At 60.9% G+C, this 22,931-nt stretch carries 19 protein-coding genes; 13 read left to right on the plus strand and 6 right to left on the minus strand.

Annotation, left to right across the window (positions count from 1 at the left end):
- The first annotated feature begins 3 nt into the window (after positions 1-3).
- The 6 genes from ACJ8IM_RS15510 to ACJ8IM_RS15535 all read left to right on the plus strand — a co-directional run bounded on the left by ACJ8IM_RS15510 (position 4) and on the right by ACJ8IM_RS15535 (position 5,909).
- A complete protein-coding gene (locus tag ACJ8IM_RS15510; RefSeq protein ID WP_033654680.1) occupies positions 4-1,539 on the plus strand; it encodes a PTS transporter subunit EIIC in 1,536 nt (511 codons plus the stop codon).
- Between the two features lie 28 nt (positions 1,540-1,567).
- The gene (locus tag ACJ8IM_RS15515; protein ID WP_101455667.1) at positions 1,568-3,331 is read left to right on the plus strand and encodes a sulfatase; all 1,764 of its coding nucleotides are present in this window, start codon (positions 1,568-1,570) and stop codon (positions 3,329-3,331) included.
- A 9-nt stretch (positions 3,332-3,340) separates the two neighbouring features.
- Positions 3,341-4,225, plus strand: a complete 885-nt coding sequence (locus tag ACJ8IM_RS15520; RefSeq protein ID WP_101455666.1) for an aldose epimerase family protein — start codon at positions 3,341-3,343, stop codon at positions 4,223-4,225.
- Positions 4,226-4,295: 70 nt separating this feature from the next.
- Positions 4,296-5,174 carry a MurR/RpiR family transcriptional regulator gene (locus ACJ8IM_RS15525; RefSeq protein ID WP_033654682.1) on the plus strand — a complete coding sequence of 293 codons (879 nt, stop codon included), beginning with the start codon at positions 4,296-4,298 and terminating at the stop codon, positions 5,172-5,174.
- Between the two features lie 28 nt (positions 5,175-5,202).
- Positions 5,203-5,580: a YidH family protein gene (locus tag ACJ8IM_RS15530; RefSeq protein WP_033649606.1), complete on the plus strand. Its 378-nt coding sequence runs from the start codon at positions 5,203-5,205 to the stop codon at positions 5,578-5,580.
- Positions 5,580-5,909: a DUF202 domain-containing protein gene (locus tag ACJ8IM_RS15535; protein WP_053091694.1), complete on the plus strand. Its 330-nt coding sequence runs from the start codon at positions 5,580-5,582 to the stop codon at positions 5,907-5,909. Before ACJ8IM_RS15530 ends, ACJ8IM_RS15535 begins: the two co-directional genes overlap by 1 nt.
- Positions 5,910-5,918: 9 nt before the next feature.
- On the opposite strand, the gene folK is transcribed toward ACJ8IM_RS15535, so the two are convergent.
- From folK to thpR, 6 genes are all read right to left on the minus strand, one after another.
- On the minus strand, positions 5,919-6,413 hold the full coding sequence (folK, locus tag ACJ8IM_RS15540; RefSeq protein WP_033649607.1) for a 2-amino-4-hydroxy-6-hydroxymethyldihydropteridine diphosphokinase: 495 nt from the start codon (positions 6,411-6,413) through the stop codon (positions 5,919-5,921).
- On the minus strand, positions 6,413-7,960 hold the full coding sequence (gene pcnB, locus ACJ8IM_RS15545; RefSeq protein ID WP_071883846.1) for a polynucleotide adenylyltransferase PcnB: 1,548 nt from the start codon (positions 7,958-7,960) through the stop codon (positions 6,413-6,415). Before pcnB ends, folK begins: the two co-directional genes overlap by 1 nt.
- A 61-nt stretch (positions 7,961-8,021) precedes the next feature.
- Positions 8,022-8,933 carry a tRNA glutamyl-Q(34) synthetase GluQRS gene (gluQRS, locus tag ACJ8IM_RS15550; protein WP_047570569.1) on the minus strand — a complete coding sequence of 304 codons (912 nt, stop codon included), beginning with the start codon at positions 8,931-8,933 and terminating at the stop codon, positions 8,022-8,024.
- A gap of 195 nt (positions 8,934-9,128) precedes the next feature.
- Entirely contained in the window at positions 9,129-9,584 is a 456-nt protein-coding gene (gene dksA / locus ACJ8IM_RS15555; protein ID WP_004937569.1) for an RNA polymerase-binding protein DksA, read from the minus strand.
- Positions 9,585-9,767: 183 nt separating this feature from the next.
- The gene (sfsA, locus tag ACJ8IM_RS15560; protein WP_004937572.1) at positions 9,768-10,475 is read right to left on the minus strand and encodes a DNA/RNA nuclease SfsA; all 708 of its coding nucleotides are present in this window, start codon (positions 10,473-10,475) and stop codon (positions 9,768-9,770) included.
- On the minus strand, positions 10,472-11,014 hold the full coding sequence (thpR, locus tag ACJ8IM_RS15565; protein WP_033649609.1) for an RNA 2',3'-cyclic phosphodiesterase: 543 nt from the start codon (positions 11,012-11,014) through the stop codon (positions 10,472-10,474). Before thpR ends, sfsA begins: the two co-directional genes overlap by 4 nt.
- 189 nt (positions 11,015-11,203) lie before the next feature.
- Here thpR and hrpB point away from each other — a divergent pair, with 189 nt between their 5' ends.
- From hrpB to ACJ8IM_RS15600, 7 genes are all read left to right on the plus strand, one after another.
- Complete coding sequence (hrpB, locus tag ACJ8IM_RS15570) at positions 11,204-13,642, plus strand: ATP-dependent helicase HrpB (RefSeq protein ID WP_172448224.1); 2,439 nt, start codon at positions 11,204-11,206, stop codon at positions 13,640-13,642.
- 118 nt (positions 13,643-13,760) lie between these two features.
- Positions 13,761-16,253, plus strand: coding sequence for a bifunctional glycosyl transferase/transpeptidase (gene mrcB, locus ACJ8IM_RS15575; protein WP_033654687.1), 2,493 nt, complete (start codon positions 13,761-13,763; stop codon positions 16,251-16,253).
- Positions 16,254-16,504: 251 nt separating this feature from the next.
- On the plus strand, positions 16,505-18,703 hold the full coding sequence (fhuA, locus tag ACJ8IM_RS15580; protein ID WP_033654688.1) for a ferrichrome porin FhuA: 2,199 nt from the start codon (positions 16,505-16,507) through the stop codon (positions 18,701-18,703).
- 47 nt (positions 18,704-18,750) lie between these two features.
- Entirely contained in the window at positions 18,751-19,548 is a 798-nt protein-coding gene (gene fhuC, locus ACJ8IM_RS15585) for a Fe3+-hydroxamate ABC transporter ATP-binding protein FhuC (protein WP_033654689.1), read from the plus strand.
- Positions 19,548-20,456, plus strand: coding sequence for a Fe(3+)-hydroxamate ABC transporter substrate-binding protein FhuD (gene fhuD, locus ACJ8IM_RS15590; protein ID WP_033654690.1), 909 nt, complete (start codon positions 19,548-19,550; stop codon positions 20,454-20,456). Before fhuC ends, fhuD begins: the two co-directional genes overlap by 1 nt.
- Positions 20,453-22,441 carry a Fe(3+)-hydroxamate ABC transporter permease FhuB gene (gene fhuB, locus ACJ8IM_RS15595; RefSeq protein WP_101455664.1) on the plus strand — a complete coding sequence of 663 codons (1,989 nt, stop codon included), beginning with the start codon at positions 20,453-20,455 and terminating at the stop codon, positions 22,439-22,441. The genes fhuD and fhuB overlap by 4 nt, the downstream gene beginning before the upstream one ends.
- 311 nt (positions 22,442-22,752) lie before the next feature.
- The gene (locus ACJ8IM_RS15600; RefSeq protein WP_039567912.1) at positions 22,753-22,905 is read left to right on the plus strand and encodes a Hok/Gef family protein; all 153 of its coding nucleotides are present in this window, start codon (positions 22,753-22,755) and stop codon (positions 22,903-22,905) included.
- The last annotated feature ends 26 nt before the right edge of the window (positions 22,906-22,931 follow it).

The following is a 22,931-nucleotide window of genomic DNA, read 5'->3' on the forward strand; positions in this document are numbered from 1 at the left end:
CCGATGAAAAAAATGTTCGCTGGAGCACAGAATCTGGGGAAGTCGTTCATGTTGCCTATCGCCGTATTACCCGCAGCAGGGCTGTTGCTGGGGATTGGCGGCGTATTTACCAACCCGATTACGATTGAAACTTACCCGTTTCTACAGAATACATTGCTGCAAGCCGTTTTCACGCTGATGAAACTGTGCGGCAGCGCAGTATTCGACAACTTGCCGCTGTTGTTCGCCGTTGGCGTGGCGATCGGGCTGGGGCGCAGTGATAAGGGCACGGTGGGATTGGCGGCCGTGCTGTGCTTCCTGGTGATGAACAAGGCAATCAACGCCATGTTGATACTGACGGGGACGCTGGCGACGGAAAACCTGAACGGCCACGGTCAGGCCAGCGTGCTGGGGATTGTGACGCTGCAAACCGGCGTGCTGGGCGGCATTTTAAGCGGGCTATTGACCGCTTGGCTGCATAATCGCTTCGGAAAAACGGTGTTGCCCAACCTGCTGGCGTTCTTCAGCGGCTCGCGCTTCGTGCCGATAGTCGCCTCTTTTTTCGGCATCTTTTTGGGCGTACTGCTGTTCTTTATTTGGCCGCCGATCCAGCAGGGTATCACCCACTTGGGCTGGCTGGTGGAGAAAACCGGCTACGTCGGCACGTTGTTCTACGGCATGATTTTAAAGTGCCTGATCCCTTTTGGTTTGCATCACCTGTTTTACCTGCCGTTCTGGCTGACCAGCGTCGGCGGTGAGGTGATGGTCAATGGGCAGATGGTGCAGGGCACTCAGAAAATCTTCTTCGCGCAGTTGGCCGATCCCAGCGTGACCCAATACTACATCGGCGTATCACGCTTCATGGCAGGCCGGTTTGCCGACTTCATGTTCGGCTTGCCCGGCGCGGCGTTGGCGATTTATCACAGCGCCAAACCGGAGAACCGCAAAAAGGTGGCGGGGTTGATGCTGTCGGCCGCGCTGACGGCGTTCGTCACCGGCATCACCGAACCGCTGGAGTTTGCCTTTATGTTCTGTGCGCCGTTGCTGTATGGGGTGCACATCGTGTTGACCGGCGTGGCTTTTATGCTGGCGCACATGCTGGAAATCACCGTCGGGCAGACATTTTCCGGCGGCCTGATCGATTTCCTGTTGTTCGGCGTGTTGCAAGGCAACGCGAAAACCAACTGGCTGCTGATGCTGCCGTTGGGGGCATTGATGTTCTGCCTCTATTACTTCAGCTTCCGTTTGCTGATCGGTTGGCGTCAATTGAAAACGCCGGGACGCGAGGATAAAGCGATGGAGGATGCCGTAGTGATTGATGATACGCCACGCGCGGCCGGCATCGTCGCGGCCTTGGGGGGGCGGGAGAATATTATCGATGTTGACTGTTGCGCCACCCGCTTACGCGTCACGGTCAAAGAACCGGAGCGCGTCAAAACAGAGGATTTTAAACGGCACGGCAGCCGAGGCGCCTTTGTGCGCGGGCAGGGCGTACAGGTGGTCTATGGGCCGCACGTGACGTTGATTAAAAACGAAGTCGAAGAATTTATTGGGCTCTAACGGGCCAGGGCAATACCAGGGAAATGCTATGAAAGCCGTAATGTTGATGTTCGATACCTTGACCCGCAACCATCTGGCGCCTTATGGCGGAGCGGCGATTACGCCTAATTTCACGCGCCTGGCTCGCGAATCGGTGCAGTTCGATAATTTTTATGTGGGCAGCATGCCCTGCATGCCTGCGCGGCGCGAACTGCACACCGGGCGGTACAACTTCCTGCACCGTAGCTGGGGGCCGCTGGAGCCTTTCGATTTCTCGATGCCACAGGCGCTGGGCCAAAACGGCGTTCACAGCCATATGGCGACCGATCACAAGCACTACTGGCGTGACGGGGGGGCCACTTACCATACCCGCTATTCAACCTTTGAGTTTATTCGCGGCCAGGAAGGCGACAAATGGAAAGGGCAGGTGAGCAAGCCGGAGGTGGTCTATCGGGGCATGGAGGATGAGAACACCCGTAAGCGGCGTATCGGGCGTATGGCGCAGGATATGATCAACCGTGCCTGGATGCCGACTCAGGAAGAACACTTTACCCACCGCACTATCCAGGCGGGTCTGGACTTTATTGATGCCAATAAGGATCAAGATAATTGGTTCCTGCAAATCGAGTGCTTCGATCCGCACGAGCCGTTTTTCGTGCCGGAGAAGTATTTGGCAATGTATGGTTGCGCCCCCGACGAGTTCGACGGCTGGACGCCCTATTACTGCGCAATGCAAAGTGAAGAACACGCTGAGAAAGTGCGGCGGTTCTACCAGGCGCTGGTCACCATGTGCGACGACTACCTTGGCCGGGTGATGGATCACCTCAAGCTGCAGGGGCTGTGGGATGACACGTTGTTTATCGTCTGCACCGATCACGGCTTCTTGTTGGGCGAACATCAGTGGTGGGGCAAAAACATCATGCCGGTGTATAACGAAATCGCCAACACGCCGTTCTTCATTCGCGATCCGCGCGTCGGGAAATATGGCGAACGGCGCCAGGCGCTGGCGCAAACCATCGATATTCCCGCCACCCTGCTGGACTATTTCGGGATCAAGCAGCCGGAAAGCATGTTGGGCAGATCGCTGCGCCCGGCGATAGAGAATGATACCCCCGTGCGTGATTATGCGTTGTTCGGCTACTACGGCGGGCATATCAATATCACCGACGGAGACTATGTGTATATGCGCAGCCCACGTCAATGCGACAGAAACGGGCTGTATGAATACACATTGATGCCGACGCGCATCGATAGCCCGTTCAGCCTCAATGAACTGAAAACGATAGAAATTCATCCCGGTTTCGATTTCACCCAAGGGGCACAACTGATGAAGATCCCGGCGGGATTCGAATATCTGAATGCCTACCGCTATGGCGACAAGTTGTTCAATGTGGCTGACGATCCGCAACAGCAACGAGATCTCGGCGACGATCTTGGCCGTGCATTGCACTATGCTGCGGCGATGAAAAAAATCTTGCAGGATAACGATGCCCCGCCTGAGCTTTACGCCCGTTTTAAGCTGGATGCTTTGACGTCGGTACAAGAGCAAAGCAACCGTCAGGCGCGTTTGAGCTTTGACGCGTTGGCGGGCAGTGGCTTTGGCTGTCAGGATCGCGGCGTCTATGAGGCCTTGCTGTTGCTGATCGCCGCAGCAGAGAAACAAGGCTTGGCCTTGCATGGGTTGCTGGGATCTTTCAACACTCCACGCGTTCTGGGCAGCGACGATATTTTCTGGCTGATTGCCCGGCATTTCGACGAGGCGAAACAGCAGGAGCTGGTCTATCAAACGCGTCTGTTGCTGCGCATCGACTGAGGCCACGTGATGGAAACGTCCTGGACGCTGGAAAACGCCGGATTGCAGCTGCGCATCGCGTCGCTGGGCGCCGAGATGATCAGCCTGTACAGCAAAGCGACGGCGCGAGAATGGCTATGGCGTCCCCGCAAGGCGGTTTGGCAAAGTGTGTCGCCCATCCTGTTCCCCGTCGTGGGGCGCCTGATTCGGGGCGGATTATGGGAAGAGGAGCGATTCTACCCGTTGCCTGCGCACGGTTTCCTGCGTCATCTGCCGTTTAGGCGGGTGCAACAGTCGTCGGATGCGTTGAGCCTGCGCGGGTGTTCGAACGCAACCACGCTCGCTCAGTGGCCCTTCGACTTCGGATTTGAAGCCCAATGGCGCTTGAAGACAAATAGCGTGCAGATTAGCTATTGCATTGAAAACACCGGAGATCGTCGTTTCGGCTTTTCTCTGGGATCGCATCCGGGGTTTGCTTTGCCGATTGTTCATCACCCCGGCTGGCGCGTGGTATTTTCCGCCCCCGGCGTCAGTGGCCCGTTTCCCACGCGCGATCGCACGCTTGAAGTGCGGGATGGCGGCGGCAGGGTGACGGCTTTCGCTCTGGCGTCCGACACCTTTGAGCACGGGGCGGTTTACTTCGGCGATTGTCGTCATCAGACGTTAAGCGTGCTTTCCCCGGAAAATGAAACCGTTTTGCAAATGAACACGGGCGATCATCCCTGGCTGGCGCTGTGGTCGGTCCCAGGAAATGACCTGCTCTGCATCGAACCGTTGGATGGGACGACGGATGCGCCGGATTTTAATGGCCAACTGGCGGAGAAACGGGGGATCCGTTGGCTGGAGGCTGGGGCAAGCTACCGCCAAGGTTATGAAATTGTACTAAATCCAGACGCAAGGCGTCGAGACGGGTAAAATGGCTGGCAACTTTTGTCTTACGACATCGTTCCTCGCGCCGATGGCGCGAAAAGGCCAGGAGCACCCGATGGGCGTCAATAAAGAAAACGTACGCGTATATATTTCAAACATCATCCGCAATCTGGGGGATAACGATCGGCGAATCGCCGCTTTTATCCTGGATAACGCCGGGGTGTTCGTGCAGTTGCCGGTAAAAAAACTGTCTCAGGAACTGCAAATCAGCGAAGCGACCATCGTCCGGTTTTGCAAAAAGATCGGGTATAGCGGCCTGCTGGAACTGAAAGGGGGACTCAAGAAGGAACTGTTGCAGGAAAACGATCTGACGCTGCCGGCCAGCCCGGATATTTTCCTGAATGACAGCCGGTTAGACGTGGCGAAAAAGATCGGCCTCTCCATTGAACAGACGGTACGAGACACCGTCGACTTGCTCGATGTGCAAAAAAGCAAGGCGATCGTCGAGCGGTTTATTCGCGCCCGCCGGGTGATGTTTGTCGGCTTTGGCGCATCCGGCTTGGCGGCGATGGAGGCTCGTGACAAGATGAACCGCATTGGCATTGATTCCGAGGCATTCACCGATCGTTTTACCATGACGTTGAAGCTGGCGAATCTCAAAGGCGACGATCTGGTGGTGGCATTTTCCCATTCCGGCGAAACGCCGGAGGTGGTGAACGCTTTCCGTCTGGCGCGGCAGGCGCAGGCTTACTGTCTGGCTATTACGCATCGCACGCACTCGCCGTTGACCGAACTTTGTGATGCTTTTCTGCTGACCTGCGGTGAAAGTGAGCGTTATCAGGGGGATTCGATCGGTACCCGAGTCTCCCAGTTATTTATGATTGAGTATCTCTGTACCGAAATTACCCGGCAGAGTTATCAAGGACGTGGCTCTCCCGGCATGTCGATTAAAGAGTTGTTAATAAAAGAGCGCATTAAGCGAGAAGAACGCTGACCGCGCCGTTTGCTTATCAAGGGAAATCATGAACCAGCCATCGCCAAATCGCCCGTTAAAATGGTGGGCCAAGGGTAAAACGCCCGACTACCGCTTTTCTTTAGCCAATGAGCGCACTTTTCTGGCTTGGATCCGCACTGCATTGGCGTTTATGGCGGGGGCGGTCGGCATCAATCAGTTTGCCTCCGAATTTGGCACGGCTGCCATCCGTCAGGGGCTGGCGGTGGCTTTGACGCTCGGGGCTGTAGTGCTGGGGCTGATGGCCTATCGTCGCTGGAAGGCCAATGAGAAAGCCATGCGGCATGACGGAGATATGCCTTATACCCGCCTGCTGTGGCTATTGACTCTTTTCGTGGTCGTCATCGCTCTGGCGCTGGTGGCGGTCATTCTGAGTTTTGGCGTGTGATGCACCCAACGGTGGAAGCGCCGCCGCGCGATCCTGGTTTGCAACCTGAACGTACTCGTCTGGCCTGGGGGCGTACCGCGTTGACGATGGCGGTGGTCGGGCTGCTGTCGCTGCGTGCCGGCATGGTGTCGGGCAGTTTGCTGTTGGCAGCGAGCGGCTTTTTGATGCTGGCGTTTGCGTTGGTGATGTTTGTCTGGTCACGCGGGAGAGAGGCTACGGGGCCGGAAGCGCAGGAACGAAGGCTGCAGTGGGTGAGGCGGATATTCGGCTGTATGATGGTGGTGATGCTGCTGGCCGCCGTGGCGCAACTCAAGCTTTATCTGCTCTAGACCCCGCGGTCACTTTTTACTTTGATGCCACAGCGCCATGCCGTTTTCCGGCACGCGCTTGAGGCAGCTGGCGAGCGGCTCGCCATCGGGGAAAATCAGATCGGGAGCGATTTCCGCCAGCGGGTAGAGCATGAATTCGCGCTCTTTCAGGCCGTAATGCGGCACCGTCAGGCGCTCGGTATGGATCACCTTGTCGCCGTACAGCATGATGTCCAGATCGAGCGTGCGCGGCCCCCAGCGTTCATCCTTGCGCACGCGCCCCTGATTGCGTTCTATCGCCTGGGTATGGTCGAGCAGCTGTTCGGGCGGCAACAGGGTATCCAGCGCCACCACCGCGTTGAGAAAGTCCGGCTGGTTTTGCGGCCCCAGCGGCTTGGTGCGGTAAAACGAAGAACAGGTGACCAGCCGGGTGCGCGGGAGATGCTCCAGCGCCTCCAGTGCGGCTTTAACCTGTTGCAGCGGCTGCGCCAGGTTGCTGCCCAGCGCGATATAAACGCGGATCATTATGCCCCTTCTTTACGCGGTGCCCGGCGGCGAGGGCGGCGTTGACGCGCGCGGCGCGGCGCCGGATCGTCCCCCAGGGTGCTCAGCATGGCTTTCTGCCGCGCCGGCGTGGCGTCCTGGAACTCGCCCCACCACTCGGCCAGACGCAGCATCTCCTGATTGTCTTCCACTTCCGCACGCAGCGCCAGCAGATCATAGGCGGCGCGGAATTTCGGGTGTTCCATCAGCTTGTGCGCGCGTTTGCCCTGGCGGCGGGACAGGCGCAGCTGCAGCTGCCAGATATCGCGTACCAGCGTGGTGATGCGTTTCGGGATGGCCAGCGAGCGGCACTGCTCGTCGAGTACGTCGTTCATCGCCAGCGCGAAGGCGTCGTAGTAGGCCAGGCCGCTTTCCTGCGCCAGCTTCTGCGCATGCTCCAGCAGCGGGTACCACAGCATGGCGGCAAACAGGAACGCCGGGTTGACGCGCATGTCGTTCTGCAGGCGGTGATCGGTGTTCTTCAACACCTGCACCAGAATGCGCTCCATCGGCGTATCGTGGTTTGGCGTGAAGTTGCGGGCGATCAGCGGGAACAGCGGTTGGAACAGCTGGTATTCGCACAGCTTCAGGTAGGTCTGGAAACCGTAACCGGCCTGCAGCAGCTTGAGGGATTCTTCGAACAGGCGCGCCGGCGGGATCTCATGCAGCAGCGAGGCCAGGCGCGGGATCGGCTCGGCGGTCTCTTCGCTGATGCGCATATCCAGCTTGGCGGCGAAGCGCACCGCGCGCAGCATGCGCACCGGATCTTCGCGGTAGCGGGTTTCCGGATCGCCGATCAGGCGAATCACGCCCTGTTTCAGATCGTTCAGGCCGCCGACGTAATCGCGCAGGGTGAAATCCGCCACGCCGTAGTACAGGCTGTTGATGGTGAAGTCACGGCGCTGGGCGTCTTCCTCGATCGAACCGAAGATGTTGTCACGCAGCAGCATGCCGTTTTGCGCCTGCTGAGACGAGTTCTTGTCGGATTCCGGGTTCTGTTCGTGGTGGCCGCGGAAGGTGGCCACTTCGATGATTTCCGGCCCGAACATCACGTGCGCCAGGCGGAAGCGCCGGCCGACCAGGCGGCAGTTGCGGAACAGCTTGCGCACTTGCTCCGGCGTGGCGTTGGTGGTGATGTCGAAGTCTTTCGGCTTTTTGCCGAGCAACAGATCGCGCACGCCGCCGCCGACCAGATAGGCTTCGTAGCCGGACTTGTTCAGGCGGTAAAGCACTTTCAGCGCATTTTCGCTGATGTCTTTGCGGGAAATCGAGTGCTGTTCGCGCGGGATCACGGTCATCGAGTCGTTGCTCTCGGCGAGGGGGAAAGGCGGACGCTTGCGTGGCGTTGAGCGGCGGGCAGGGGCGTTGTTGCCGTTATCGGCTGCGCGCGGCTGCGGCGCAGGGCGGCTTGGCGCCGCGGCACGCTCTTCGCGGACTACGTTTTTATCGCCGGCCGCCGCGTCGTCGCGGGGCAGCTTGTCATCGCGGGTCAGTACCTTACGACAGAAGTTGGCTACTCGGGTAAAAATGGTACACCTCGATAGTGACTGATAAAAATGGAGCTAACAAAAAATAGCGGCTAATCATAGCTCACCATGGCTCCTTTGAGAATGCCGGCGTGTTTTCATCCAGAGGGATAGCCTCCTGACGCGGCACGTTTTCCAACCGCCAATGTGCGACCGCCCAGCTCAATAATAATGGCAGGTCAAGATCTTGCCAGCTTTCCGGCAGCGGTTGGCGCAGAAATTTCAGCGCGGCGATCAGCACCGGGCGCGGATCGCCTGCGGGCAACGCCGGCGCATGATTTTGCTTCGACAGCTTGATGCCGTTGGCGCCCAGCGCCAGCGGCAGATGCACATAGGCGGGCACCGGCGCCTGCAGCTGGCGGTAGAGGGCAATTTGACGCACCGTCGGTTCGATCAGATCGGCGCCGCGCACAATCTCGGTCACGCCCTGAAAATGGTCGTCGATCACCACCGCCAGGTTGTAGGCGAACAGCCCGTCGCGACGGCGAATGATAAAGTCTTCCCCCGCCAGCGCCGGATCGGCGTGCAATTCTCCCTGCAGGCGATCGTGGAACCCGTAAACGGGCGCGGTCTGGCGCAAGCGGATGGCGGCGCCCTGTGGGCCGAGCTGCAAATCGCGGCAGTGGCCGTCGTACAATCCGCCGATGTGCTGGATGCGGCTGCGGGTGCAGGTGCAGTAATAGCTGAGCCCCTGACGCTGCAACAGATCCAGCGCGGCGCGATAGGCGTCGTGACGTTGGGATTGATAGATGACCTGGCCGTCCCAGTGGAGACCATAATGTTCCAGCGCGGACAGGATGCGAGCGGCGGCGCCGGGGACTTCGCGCGGCGGGTCGATATCTTCGATGCGAACCAGCCACTGCCCGCGTTGGGCGCGAGCCTGAAGGTAGCTTCCCAGAGCGGCAATCAGCGAACCGAAATGCAGATCCCCGGAAGGCGATGGGGCAAAGCGCCCCACATAATGACTTTCTTGCATATCAGAGGGGAGTGGTTCCCTTTTCTCTGTGCGGCGCACGCGGGTGCGCACGCCGCAGCGGTAACATACTCGTTATGCTTGAAACTGCATCTGTGTTAGCTGCGCCTGCTTACCCGAATCACTTACTTGAGTAAGCTCATCGGGATGCGCATTCTTGCCGCCTTGATGCAGCTCCAATCATTTAGAGTAGCGGTATTAGCCGGCCATCTGCTTTTCGCGGATCTCAGCCAGCGTCTTGCAGTCGATGCACAGATCGGCGGTCGGACGCGCTTCGAGGCGACGAATGCCGATCTCCACGCCGCAAGATTCGCAGTAGCCGAAATCATCGTCTTCCACTTTCTTCAGCGTTTTCTCGATCTTTTTGATCAGTTTGCGTTCACGGTCACGGTTACGCAGTTCAAGGCTGAACTCTTCTTCCTGGGTAGCACGGTCGGCCGGATCAGGGAAGTTGGCTGCCTCTTCTTGCATATGCGATACAGTACGGTCCACTTCGTCCCTGAGCTGGTTGCGCCACGCTTCAAGAATGCGCTTGAAATGCGACAACTGGGCGTCGTTCATGTACTCTTCGCCCGGCTTCTCTTGGTACGGCTCCACCCCAGCGATGGCGAGAATGCTCAAGGACGAGGTTTTACGGTTTTGCCCTTCTTGCATGTTGCTTCTCCTACATACACACGCACTATCGAATCCCCAATGCGGGGGAAAAACAGGCCGCTATAAATAACAGAAGGAAGGTAGGTTGGCAATTATTCCTGTCGCCCGCTTGACAATCGTGTGAAGGAGGGCGTATTTGGCGATCGTGCTGGCCGGTTGTCTATTTATAGGGACCCGACCGCGCTAATCGATAAAAAACGGCAGCTTATCGCAGAGATAAATACCGTCAGGTGATAACTTTGCCCCGTAACAAACCACTTCCACTCCCAACTGCCGGACCTGTGCCAACAGCGCCGCATAGCGCTCATCTATATGATGTGCCGGTGCGACCTGCTCAATACCGCTGTGTAACACGGCAAAGAACAACACCGCCCGTTGCCCGCTTTCAACCACGCTGAGCAACTCACGCAGGTGCTTTTGCCCTCTGAGCGTTACCGCATCAGGAAAGTAACCACGTTGTTGTTGCAGTAATGTGACTGACTTAACTTCAATATAGCAGTTAACCCGATTTTCTGCCTGTAATAACAAATCGATACGGCTGTTTTCACCGCCGTATTTCACTTCGCCGCTGATTTTACTGTAACCGGATAATTCATTGATTAAATTGTGTTCGATCGCCTCGCGCACCAGCGCGTTGGCACGCAGGGTGTTGACGCAGATCCAGTGCCCCTGTTGGGTATGGGTCAGTTCCCAGCTGTGGGCGTATTTGCGCTTGGGGTTGTCCGACGTGGAGTACCAAACGGTGTCGCCGGGCGTGGCGCAGCCGGTCATAGCGCCGGTATTGGCGCAGTGCAGCGTAAAGGTTTCCCCTTCCGGGGTGATCACGTCCGCCAGAAAGCGTTTGTAACGTTTTATCAGCGTGGCGGAACGCAGCGGTGGAGAGAAAATCATGCGGATGCCTGCGTGGCCAGCGGCCACTGTTCGAGGTGTTGGTAACGGGTGCGCCCGTTTTCGAACACCGACTCATACAAGGAAAAGGCGTCGGCGCTGAACGCCCAGCCCGGCGTCGCCGGCGGGATCGCCACCGGCTGGGTGGCGGCGCGCAGCAGCGTGATGTGCGGATGGAACGGCAACGCGCTTTGATGGCAGCCGCTGCGGGCGGCCTGCGAACGCAGCAGTTCGGCCAGCTGCAATAGCCCGCGCGGCGCGCGGCGGGTACCGAGCCAGACCACGCCGGGGCGCGGCCAATGGCCGAGATCGTCGAGCCGCATGCTGAAGCCGGGTTGCACGATGCGGCCGGCCAGTTTGCGCAGCGCCAGCTCTTTCTGCGCGGTGACTTCGCCGAGAAACGCCAGCGTCAGGTGCAAATTAGCCGCCGCCACCGGCCGGCCGGCCTCCGGCGCAAACGCCTCGGCGCGCCAGCGGATCACCTGCTGTTGCAGGGCGTCAGGCAAGGACAGGGCGAAAAACAGGCGGCGCGAATTGGACATGGAGACTCGGTAAATAATGACAAATCCGTCAGGAACAGATTTGAATGCGGCTTGCAGCGGCCTCGCGCGAAGCGGGACGCCTGGACGAGCTCCGTACTATAGCTAACGGCGCCGCAGTTTGAAAGGCTACGGGGGCAAAGCTAATGCTACACTGTACGCCGTTTAACGTTAACCACCACGGAGAGTTCAGTGTCTTCATTGCCCGTCAGCGCGGTGCTTGATGAGTTGCTGGCTGCGTTGCAGTCCGCTCCTCAGGTACTGTTGCACGCCCCGACCGGCGCCGGTAAATCCACCTGGTTGCCGCTGCAGATCCTGGCTAAAGCCGGGTTGCCGGGGCGCATTATCATGCTGGAGCCGCGGCGGCTGGCGGCGAAAAACGTCGCTTATCGCCTGGCGCAGCAACTGGGGGAGGAGCCCGGCCAGACCGTGGGCTACCGCATGCGCGCCGAGAGTAAAAGCGGGCCGCAAACCCGGCTGGAAGTGGTGACGGAAGGCATTCTCACCCGCATGTTGCAGCAGGACGCCGAGCTGCAGGGCGTGTCGCTGGTGATCCTCGATGAGTTCCACGAACGCAGCCTGCAGGCCGATCTGGCGCTGGCGCTGCTGCTCGACGTGCAGCAAGGGCTGCGCGACGATCTGAAACTGCTGATCATGTCGGCCACCCTGGACAACGCGCGCCTGTCGCAGCTGCTGCCGGCAGCGCCGGTGGTGGTGTCCGAGGGGCGCAGCTTCCCGGTTGAACGTTTATATCAGCCGTTAGCCAGCCATCAGCGGCTGGAGGATGGTGTAGCGGCGGCGGTGAAGCGCCTGCTGGCCGAACAGCCGGGGTCTTTGCTGCTGTTCCTGCCGGGCGTGGCGGAGATCAATCGGGTGCTGGAGCGATTGACCGGCGAGGTGGCGAGCGATACCGATCTTTGCCCGCTGTATGGCGCGCTGCCTCTGGCGCAGCAGCAAAAAGCGATTCAGCCGGCGGCGGTTGGCCGCCGCAAGGTGGTGCTGGCGACCAACATCGCCGAAACCAGCCTGACGATCGAGGGCATTCGGCTGGTGGTGGACAGCGGCCTGGAACGCGTGGCGCGTTACGACGTGCGCAACGGTTTGACGCGGCTGGCGACGCAGCGCATCAGTCAGGCCTCGATGGTGCAGCGCGCCGGGCGCGCCGGGCGTCTGGAGCCGGGCATTTGCTGGCATTTGTTCGCCAAAGAACAGGCGGAGCGCGCGGCGGAACACGCCGAACCGGACATTTTACAGAGCGATCTCACCGGCTTTTGGCTCGAGTTGCTGCAGTGGGGTTGCCACGACCCGGCGCAGCTGACCTGGCTGGATGCGCCTCCTGCCGCCGCATTGGCGGCGGCCAGGGCGCTGTTGCACCGGCTGGGGGCCACGGATGACGGTGGCAAACTTACCGCACCGGGGCGCCAGATGGCCGCGCTGGGATGCGAGCCGCGGCTGGCGGCGATGCTGACCGCCGGCGCGGCGCTGAGTGCCGACGGCCTGGCGACGGCGGCGTTGCTGGCGGCATTGCTGGAAGAACCGCCGCGCGGCGGGCAGATGGATATCGGCTACTGGCTGAGCCGCCCGCAACCGAACTGGCGGCAGCGTGCCGCGCAGTTGGCCAAACGCCTGCCGCAACGTGCGGGGCAAGTCGACGTCGATCTGGCGCCGCGCCTGTTGGCACCGGCGTTTACCGATCGCATCGCCCAGCGGCGAGGCCAGGACGGCCGCTACCTGCTGGCCAACGGCATGGGGGCGGCGATGAATCAGGATGAGGCGCTGTCGCGCGCGCCCTGGCTCATCGTCCCCAGCCTGTTGCAGGGCCACAACAGCCCCGATGCGCGCATCCTGTTGGCGCTGCCGGTGGACATCGACGCGCTGGCGGCGCAGCTGCCGGCGATCGTCACGCAGCGCACGGCGGTGGAGTGGGATGACGAGAAGGGCACGCTGCGCGCCTGGAAGCGCCAGCAGATCGGCCGTCTGACGCTGCGCGCCCAGCCGCTGGCCAAACCGGCGGACGAAGAGCTGCAGCAGGCGCTGCTCGATTGGGTGCGCGCACAGGGGCTGGCGGTGCTCAACTGGGAGGGCGCCGCCGAACAATTGCGGGTGCGCCTGCAGTGCGCGCAAGCCTGGTTGCCGGAGGCGGAATGGCCGGCGATGGATGAAGAGCCGCTGCTGGCGGCGCTGGAGCAGTGGCTGTTGCCGTCGCTGAACGGCGTGCGCGATCTGCGCGGCTTGAAGCAGGTCAACATCGCCGAGGCGCTGTCCCGCCTGCTGGACTGGCAGCAAAAGCAGCGGCTGGATAATGCGCTACCCACTCATTACACTGTGCCGACCGGCAGCCGCCTGCCGATCCGTTATGAGGCCGGCAAACCGCCGGCGTTGGCGGTGCGTTTGCAGGAGGTGTTCGGCGAGCAGCGCAGCCCGATGTTGGCGGAGGGTCGCATCCCGGTGGTGCTTGAGTTACTCTCACCGGCGCACCGGCCGTTGCAAATCACCGGCGATCTGGCGGCCTTCTGGCAAGGCGCCTACCGCGAGGTGCAAAAAGAGATGAAGGGCCGCTACCCGAAACACGTTTGGCCGGACGATCCGGCCACGGCGGTACCGACGCGCCGAACGAAGAAATATCAGTAGGCCGCGATCATTCAAGGTTTGGAATTCAGATGTTTCTTCTGGTCAGCGCTGCGGCGTAGGCACAGATTAAGCGACTAATCATGGCCGGCAGTGTCGGCAAGCTCGGAGAACAACAGCCATGGCTGGGGATGACCGCGAGCCCATCGGGCGCAAAGGAAAACAACCAAAAAACACCGCGTCGCGCAAGCCGCCGCGCCGTCGCCGAGACGACGATTATGACGATTACGAAGAAGACGAGTATGACGATGATGAGTATGAAGAGGAGGAGGAACGCATGCCGCGTAAGGTAAAAGCGACTCCGCCGCGTAAAAAACGCCGCTGGCTCGGCCTGATTATCAAACTGATCCTGGTGATCGCCGTCCTGTTGGCGATCTACGGCGTCTATCTGGATTCCCAGATCCGCAGCCGCATCGACGGCAAAGTCTGGCAGCTGCCGGCGGCAGTGTACGGCCGCATGGTCAACCTGGAACCGGGCATGCCGTACAGCAAGAAGGAAATGGTCAACCTGCTGGAAGGCATGCAGTATCGCCAGGTCAGCCGCATGACGCGTCCGGGCGAGTTTACCGTGCAGGCCAACAGCATCGAGATGCTGCGCCGCCCGTTCGATTTCCCGGATGGTAAAGAAGGGCAGATCCGCGCCCGTCTCGATTTCCAGAACAACCGTCTGGCGAAGATCGAAAACCTGGACAGCGGCCGCAGCTTCGGCTTCTTCCGCCTCGATCCGCGCCTGATCACCATGCTGCAGTCGCCAAACGGTGAACAGCGTCTGTTCGTGCCGCGCGCCGGTTTCCCGGATCTGTTGGTGGATACGCTGATCGCCACGGAAGACCGCCACTTCTATGAGCATGACGGCATCAGCCCGTATTCCATCGGCCGTGCGGTGCTGGCCAACCTGACCGCCGGCCGTGCGGTGCAGGGTGGCAGTACCCTGACGCAGCAGCTGGTGAAGAACCTGTTCCTGACCAACGAACGCTCGCTGTGGCGTAAGGCCAACGAAGCCTATATGGCGCTGCTGGTCGATTACCGTTACAGCAAGGACCGCATTTTGGAGCTGTATCTGAACGAGGTGTACCTCGGCCAGAGCGGCAGCGACCAGATCCGCGGTTTCCCGTTGGCCAGCCTGTACTACTTCGGCCGTCCGGTGGACGAGCTGAGCCTCGATCAGCAGGCGCTGCTGGTCGGTATGGTCAAGGGCGCGTCGCTGTATAACCCGTGGCGTAACCCGAAACTGGCGCTGGAACGCCGCAATCTGGTGCTCAAGCTGCTGCAGAACCAGGGCGTGATCGACGGCGAGCTGTATGACATGCTGAGCGCGCGTCCGCTGGGCGTGCAGCCGAAAGGCGGCGTCATTACGCCACAGCCGGCCTTTATGCAGATGGTGCGTCAGGAGCTGCAGACCAGGCTGGGCGATAAGGTGAATGATCTGTCCGGCGTGAAGATTTTCACCACGCTGGATCCGGTGTCGCAAGACGCGGCGGAAAAAGCGGTCGAAGACGGCATCCCGGCGCTGCGCGCTGCGCGTCACGTGCAGGATCTGGAAGCGGCGATGGTGATCGTCGATCGCTTCAGCGGTGAAGTGCGCGCCATGGTCGGCGGCGCCAATCCGCAGTTCGCCGGTTTCAACCGCGCCATGCAGGCGCGCCGCCTGGTCGGCTCGCTGGCCAAGCCGCCGACGTACCTGACCGCGCTGTCCGAACCGGATAAATACCGCCTCAACACCTGGCTGGCGGATGCGCCGCTGTCGCTGAAACAGCCGAACGGCGCCGTCTGGCAGCCGAACAACTATGATCGCAAATTCCGCGGTCAGGTGATGCTGGTGGATGCGTTGGCCAACTCGCTGAACGTGCCGACGGTGAACCTTGGCCTGTCGGTGGGGCTGGATCAGATCAGCGCCACGCTGCAACGTCTGGGCATCCCGAAAGCGGAGATCAACCCGGTGCCTTCGATGCTGCTGGGCGCGATCGGCCTGACGCCGATGGAAGTCGCGCAGGAGTACCAGACCATCGCCAGCGGCGGTAACCGTGCGCCGCTGTCGGCGGTGCGTTCGGTGATCGCCGAAGACGGCACGGTGCTGTACCAGAGCTTCCCGCAGGCCGAACGCATGGTGCCGGCGCAGGCCGCTTACCTGACGCTGTACGCGATGCAGCAAGGCGTGGCGCGCGGGACGTCCCGCTCGCTGTCGGTGAAGTTCCCGAACTACAACCTGGCGGCGAAAACCGGTACCACCAACGATCTGCGCGACAGCTGGTTCGCCGGCATCGACGGCAAGGAAGTGGCGATCGCCTGGGTGGGGCGCGACAACAACGGCCCGGCCAAGCTGACCGGCGCCAACGGCGCGTTGACCCTGTATCGTCGTTATCTGGAAAACCAGACGCCGCTGCCGCTGATGCTGCAGCCGCCGGAAGGCATTAACCAGATGAGCATCGACTCTGCCGGCAACTTTATCTGCGGCGGCGGCAGCTGGCGCACCATCCCGGTCTGGACCGACAATCCGCAGGGATTGTGCCAGGCCAGCCAGGCGGCGGTGCAGCAACAGCAGCAACCGGCGGCGGGTGAGCAAAAAGATGGCGATGGCGTCGCCGGCTGGATCAAGGATATGTTCGGCCAGTAATCGCTACCGGGGCGTCGGCCCCGGTGAAAATTTTTTCTTTGTTATTAAGCCCGTAACCTTGGTTGCGGGCTTTTTTATTTTTCCGCTCGTTTTATTTCCCTGTTAACCGCATGGCTAAGCGCCTAATCCTTAACCTATTTGCCCCATGAATTCGGCTTGCAGTTTAATTTGGCTTCTGCATAAAATGCGACGCTTATAATAATTATTATCGTTTACATTCTTCATTTAATAATTCATCAGAGAAATCAACTATGCCGACCAAGCGTCTTTCGTCATCCGCGGCCAAGCAGGGCCGTATCCCCGTCAGCGCGTTAGCGATCACCGTCGCTGCGGCGTTGGGCACGCTGGCGATGCCGGCTTTTTCCGCCGACGCCAAGCCGGCCGCCAAGGAAGACACGATTACCGTTGTGGGCGGCAGCAATACCGCCCAGCAGGAAAGCGCCTGGGGGCCGGTCGGCACCTATGTCGCCAAACGCAGCGCCACCGGCACCAAAACCGATACGCCAATCGAGAAGAACCCGCAGTCCGTTTCCGTAGTGACGCGTGAAGAGATGGACATGCGCCAGCCGGATACGGTGAAGGGCGCACTGGCCTACGCGCCGGGTGTATTCGCCAGCCGCGGCAGCTCCACGACCTATGACGCGGTGGCGATCCGCGGTTTCCCGGCCACCAACACCACCCAGTATCTGGATGGGTTGCGGTTGCTGGGCGACAACTACAGTGAAGCGTCCATCGATCCTTATTTCCTCGAGCGCGCCGAGCTGCTGCGCGGCCCGGTCTCGGTGCTGTACGGCAAAAGCAACCCGGGTGGTTTGGTCTCGATGGTCAGCAAGCGGCCAACCACTGAGCCGCTGCGCGAAATCCAGTTCAAAATGGGTACCGATAACCTGTTCCAGACCGGTTTCGATTTCAGCGACGCGCTGGACGATCAGGGTATCTATTCTTACCGCCTGACCGGCCTGGCGAAAGACAGCGATACTCAGCAAAACATGAGCAAAGAGAAGCGCTATGCGATCGCACCGTCCTTTAGCTGGCGCCCGGATGACAAAACCAACTTTACGCTGCTGGCCAACATTCAAAACGATCCCTATACCGGTTATTACGGCTGGCTGCCGAAGCAGGGCACGCTGATCCCGTTGCCGGACGGTAGCAAACTGCCGACCGATTTCAACGAAGGCGAAGCCAGCAACTACACTTCCCGCAAACAGCGGATGATCGGGTACAGCTTCGAACATGCCTTCAACGATACCTGGGCGGTGCGCCAGAATCTGCGCTATATGCAGCTGGAAACCGATATGAAGAGCATCTATGGCAGCGGCGTTTCTGCGGCGACACCGACGACGATTAATCGCGCCTATGTGCAGTCGAAAGAACACCTGAACAATTTCTCTGTAGATACCCAGGCGCAGGCGAAGGTGAAAACCGGCGATATCGACCATACGCTGTTGTTCGGTGTCGACTACATGCGCATGCGTAACGATATCAATGCCGCATTTGGTTCTGCGGACGGTCTGAGCATGATCCATCCGCAATACGGGAATGACGCGGTCAACATCAACTTCCCCTACCATTATCTGAACCGTCAGGAGCAAACCGGCCTGTATGTGCAGGAGCAAGGGGAGTGGAACCAGTGGCTGTTGACGCTGGGCGGGCGCTATGACTGGGCGAAGACTTCCGCGTATAACCGCGATACGAGTTCGACAAGCCAGCAGACCGACCGTCAGTTCACCTGGCGCGGCGGCCTCAACTATCTGTTCGACAACGGCGTGACGCCGTATTTCAGCTACAGCGAATCGTTTGAACCGAATTTGGGCACGACGCAAGGGGGCAGCACCTTCAAGCCGTCGATCGGCAAGCAGTATGAGGCCGGCGTGAAATACGTGCCGAAGGATCGTCCGATCGTGCTGACCGGCGCGCTGTATCAGCTGACCAAAAACAATAACCTGACGCCGGATCCAAGCAATGCGCAGTTCAGCGTGCAGAGCGGCGAGATCCGTTCACGCGGCGTGGAGCTGGAAGCCAAGGCGGCGTTGAATGCCAACGTCAACCTGATCGCCTCCTATACCTATACCGATGCGAAGTACACCAAGGATAATACCTATCAGGGCAAACCGACCGTCGAGGTGCCGAAACACATGGCTTCGCTGTGGGCGGATTATACCTTCCACGAAACGGCGGTAAGCGGCCTGACGCTGGGTTCCGGCGTGCGTTACGTTGGCTCCAGCTCGAGCTTCAACAGCGACAATTCCGCCTTCAAGGTGCCGGACTACACGCTGGTGGACGCCACCATTAAATACGATCTGGCGCGCTTTGGCCTGCCGGGCTCGTCCGTGGGCGTGAACATCAACAACCTGTTCGACAAGACCTACGTGTCCAGCTGCTACCGCGACTACGCCTGCTACTGGGGCGCAGAACGCCAGGTGGTCGCCACCGCAACCTTCCGTTTCTAACCGGATAGCCGGGGCGGCGCCGCGTCGCCCCGGACAAAGCAGGATCTATGCAGGACAAACTTCTTAATCCCGGCGCGACCTTCGCGCTGGATAACGCCAGCTTCGCCGTCCCCGGCCGGGTGCTGTTGCAACCGCTGTCGCTCAGTTTTCCCCAGGGCAAAGTCTGCGGCCTGATCGGCCATAACGGTTCCGGTAAATCCACCCTGTTGAAACTGCTCGGGCGGCATCATGCGCCCAGCGGCGGCCAGGTGTTGCTCAATCGGCAGCCGTTGGCGCAGTGGGACAGCAAATCCTTCGCCCGCCAGGTGGCCTACCTGCCGCAGCAGTTGCCGGCGGCGGAAGGCATGACGGTGCGCGAGCTGGTGGCCGTCGGCCGCTATCCGTGGCACGGCGCGCTGGGGCGTTTTGGCGCCAACGATCGCCAATTGGTGGAGGAGGCCATCGCGCTGGTGGGGCTGAAGCCGTTCGCCAACCGCCTGGTGGACAGCCTCTCCGGCGGCGAGCGCCAACGCGCCTGGCTGGCGATGATGGTGGCGCAGGACAGCCGCTGCCTGCTGCTTGACGAACCGACCTCGGCGCTGGACATTGCGCACCAGGTCGAGGTGCTGGCGCTGATCCAGCGCCTGAGCCGCGAACGCGATCTCACGGTGATCGCCGTGCTGCACGACATCAACATGGCGGCACGCTACTGCGACCATCTGGTGGCGCTGCGCGGCGGTGAAATGATCGCCCAGGGCGGCCCGCTGGAACTGATGCAGGGGCCGGTGCTGGAACAAATTTACGGTATTCCTATGGGCACGTTGCCGCACCCGAGCGGCGGCGCGCCGGTGAGTTTTGTCTACTGATGTCCTCTGCATTCACTTCTTCTCACGATCCGCTGCGCCGCCGTTTGTTGATGGCGCTGGCGCTGTCGCCGCTGTTGGGCTCGTTGCCCGGCCGAGCGGCGGATGCGCCGCCGGATATCGCCCGCGTTGCGGCGCTGGAATGGCTGCCGATCGAACTGCTGTTGGCATTGGGCGTGACGCCGCTGGCGGTGGCCGATGTGCATAACTACAACCTGTGGGTGGCGGAGCCGAAGCTGCCGGCGACGGTGGTCGACGTCGGCCAGCGCACCGAACCTAACCTCGAACTGCTGCAGCAGCTCCAGCCTTCGCTGGTGTTGCTGTCGCAAGGCTATGGCCCAACGCCGCAAAAAATCCAACCCATCGCGCCAACCATGAGCTTTGGCTTCAACGACGGCAGCGGCAAACCGCTGACCGTCGCCCGCCAGTCGCTGCTGGCGCTGGGGCAACGATTGGGCATAGAAAGCCGCGCGGTACGGCACCTGGCGCAGTTTGACCGTTTTATGCAGGACGCGCGTCAGCGCCTGCAAAGCTACACCCGGCAACCGCTGCTGCTGTTTTCGCTGATCGACACGCGCCATGCGTTGATCATCGGCCAGAAAAGCCTGTTCCAGGAAGCGATGGATCAACTGGGCATCCGCAACGCCTGGCAGGAAGAAACCAATTTCTGGGGCACGGCGGTGGTGGGCATTGAACGGTTGGCCACGGTGCGTAATGCCCGGGTCATCTATCTCGATCACGGTAATCAGGCGATGATGGACAAGGTCAGCGCGACGCCGCTGTGGCAGTCGTTGCCCTTCGTGCGGCAAAACCAGCTGCGGCAGGTGTCGGCGGTGTGGTTCTATGGCGCTACGCTGTCGACGATGCGGTTTTGCCGCCTGCTGGCGCAGGCTCAGGAGAGTGCGTCATGAGTTCGGGCATCCGGAAATTGCCGCTGACGCTGATCCTGCTGTTGCTGGCGGCGGCAGGTGGCCTGACGATATACAACCTGGCGCAGCAGCTGCCGCCGGCGCAATGGGCGCGGGCGCTCAGCGCGCCGGACATCGACGACGTGCGGCAAATGCTGTTCCATTACAGCCTGTTGCCGCGGTTGACGGTGTCGCTGTTGGCCGGCGCCGGTCTGGGGGTGGTCGGCGTGCTGTTCCAGCAGGTGTTGCGCAATCCGTTGGCGGAGCCGTCGACGCTCGGCGTCGCCGCCGGCGCGCAGCTTGGCCTGACCATCGCCACGCTGTGGGTGCTGCCGGGAGGTGAGTTTACCCGCCAGCTGGCCGCTATGGTGGGCGCGATTGTGGTGGGCGGGCTGGTGTTCGGCGTCGCCTGGGGCAAGCGGATGTCGCCGGTCACGCTGATTCTGGCCGGGCTGGTGCTGGGGCTGTACTGCGGCGCGGTCAACAGCCTGTTGGCGCTGTTTAATTACGATCAGCTGCAGGGCATGTTCCTGTGGGGCACCGGCGCGTTGAACCAACAGGACTGGAGCGCCGTGCAGTTCCTCCTGCCGCGTTTGCTGGTGGCTGGCCTGTTAGCGGCGCTGTTGCTGCGCCCGCTGACGCTGCTGGGGCTGGACGACGGTGTGGCGCGCAACCTGGGGTTAGGGCTGTCGATGGCGCGCTTCTGTGCTTTGGGGGTGGCTATCATCTTCAGCGCCATGTTGGTGAGTGCGGTGGGCGTTATCGGCTTTATCGGCCTGTTTGCACCTCTGATGGCGAAGATGCTGGGGGCTCGCCGCCTGGCGCACCGCATGATGCTGGCGCCGCTGCTGGGGGCGCTGTTGCTGTGGCTGACCGATCAGGTGATGCTCGGGGTAACGCAGGTGTGGCGCGAGATCCCGACCGGCGCGGCCACCGCGCTGTTCGGCGCGCCGCTGCTGCTGTGGCTGCTGCCGCGTTTGCGCAGCGCCGCCACGCCGCCGCCGATGAACCTCGGCGACAAGGTGCCTGCCGAACGCGGGAATCTGCCCGGCTGGATCCTGGTGGGCGGCCTCGTGCTGCTGATCGGCCTGGCGCTGGCGCTGATGCTGGGTAAAAATGCCGGCGGCTGGCACTGGAGCCTGGGCGCGGAATTGGACGCTCTGCTGCCGTGGCGCTGGCCGCGGGTGTTGTCGGCGCTGGCGGCGGGCATGATGCTGGCGGTCGCCGGCACGCTGATCCAGAAGTTGACCGGCAACCCGATGGCCAGCCCGGAAGTGTTGGGCATCAGCTCCGGCGCCGCTTTTGGCGTCGTGATGATGCTGTTTATGGTGCCGGGTGACGCCTTCGTGTGGCTGCTGCCCGCCGGCAGCCTGGGGGCGGCCGCTACGTTGCTGATCATCATGATCGCCGCAGGCCGCGGCGGTTTCTCGACCGAACGCATGCTGCTGGCCGGTATCGCGCTCAGCACCGCCTTTACCACCGTCATCTTCCTGCTGTTGGCCAGCGGCGATCCGCGTATGGGGGGCTTGCTGACCTGGCTCTCCGGTTCGACCTATTCGGTGGAGCCGGCGCAGGCGCTGCGCACCGCGCTGATCGCCGCCGGATTGCTGGTATTGGCGCCGCTGTGCCGCCGCTGGCTGACCATCCTGCCGCTCGGCGGCGCCACCGCCCGTTCTGTGGGCATTGCGCTGACGCCGGCGAGGTTGAGCATTCTGTTGCTGGCTGCCACCCTGACCGCGATGGCGACCCTGACCGTAGGGCCGCTGAGCTTTGTCGGGCTGATGGCGCCGCATATGGCGCGCATGCTGGGCTTCCGCCGCGCGCTGCCGCAAATGGTGATCGCCGCGCTGCTGGGCGGCTTGCTGATGGTGTTTGCCGACTGGTGCGGACGGATGCTGCTGTTCCCGTATCAGATCCCCGCCGGGTTATTGGCGACCTTTATCGGTGCACCGTACTTCGTGTATCTGTTGCGTAAGCAGACCTCGTAAGCGGCATCTCGGCTGCGTTTTCTCTGTCATCAAAGGCTCCGCGTTGCTGGGCCTTTTTTATTTTTCATGATGTTGCAAGGCGCTGCGAACGGATGCGCAAAAACGATATTGCGTGCGAAAAGGAACGCGAGGCGTGGCGGTGAGATGAATATACTGCGGGCGGGTGCTCTGGATCTTTGTCTCTGGAGCTTCTGCGAAAGGTACAAAGAGAAAAGCCCCGAGTCGATATCCATCAACCCGAGGCCTACTCTAACGCGTCACAACGTTAAGTTAGCCTCTTACCCGCCGCGAGGCAAGGAGAAGAAGGCATGATGCCGAACAAACGCAGCCCGTTAAAACTGGTGATTATTTGTGTCACTGTAATATCACTGGCATGGATAACTCGCAGCACGCTTTGTGAGCTGCGGATCCGAGCGGGCACTACGGAGGTTGCGGCCATTTTGGCTTACGAATCCGAACGGTAAGGCAACCCGGCGGCGGGGGCGGTGCC

It is taken from the genome of Serratia sp. CY33525, from assembly GCF_052169115.1.
Lineage (GTDB): Bacteria > Pseudomonadota > Gammaproteobacteria > Enterobacterales > Enterobacteriaceae > Serratia > Serratia sarumanii.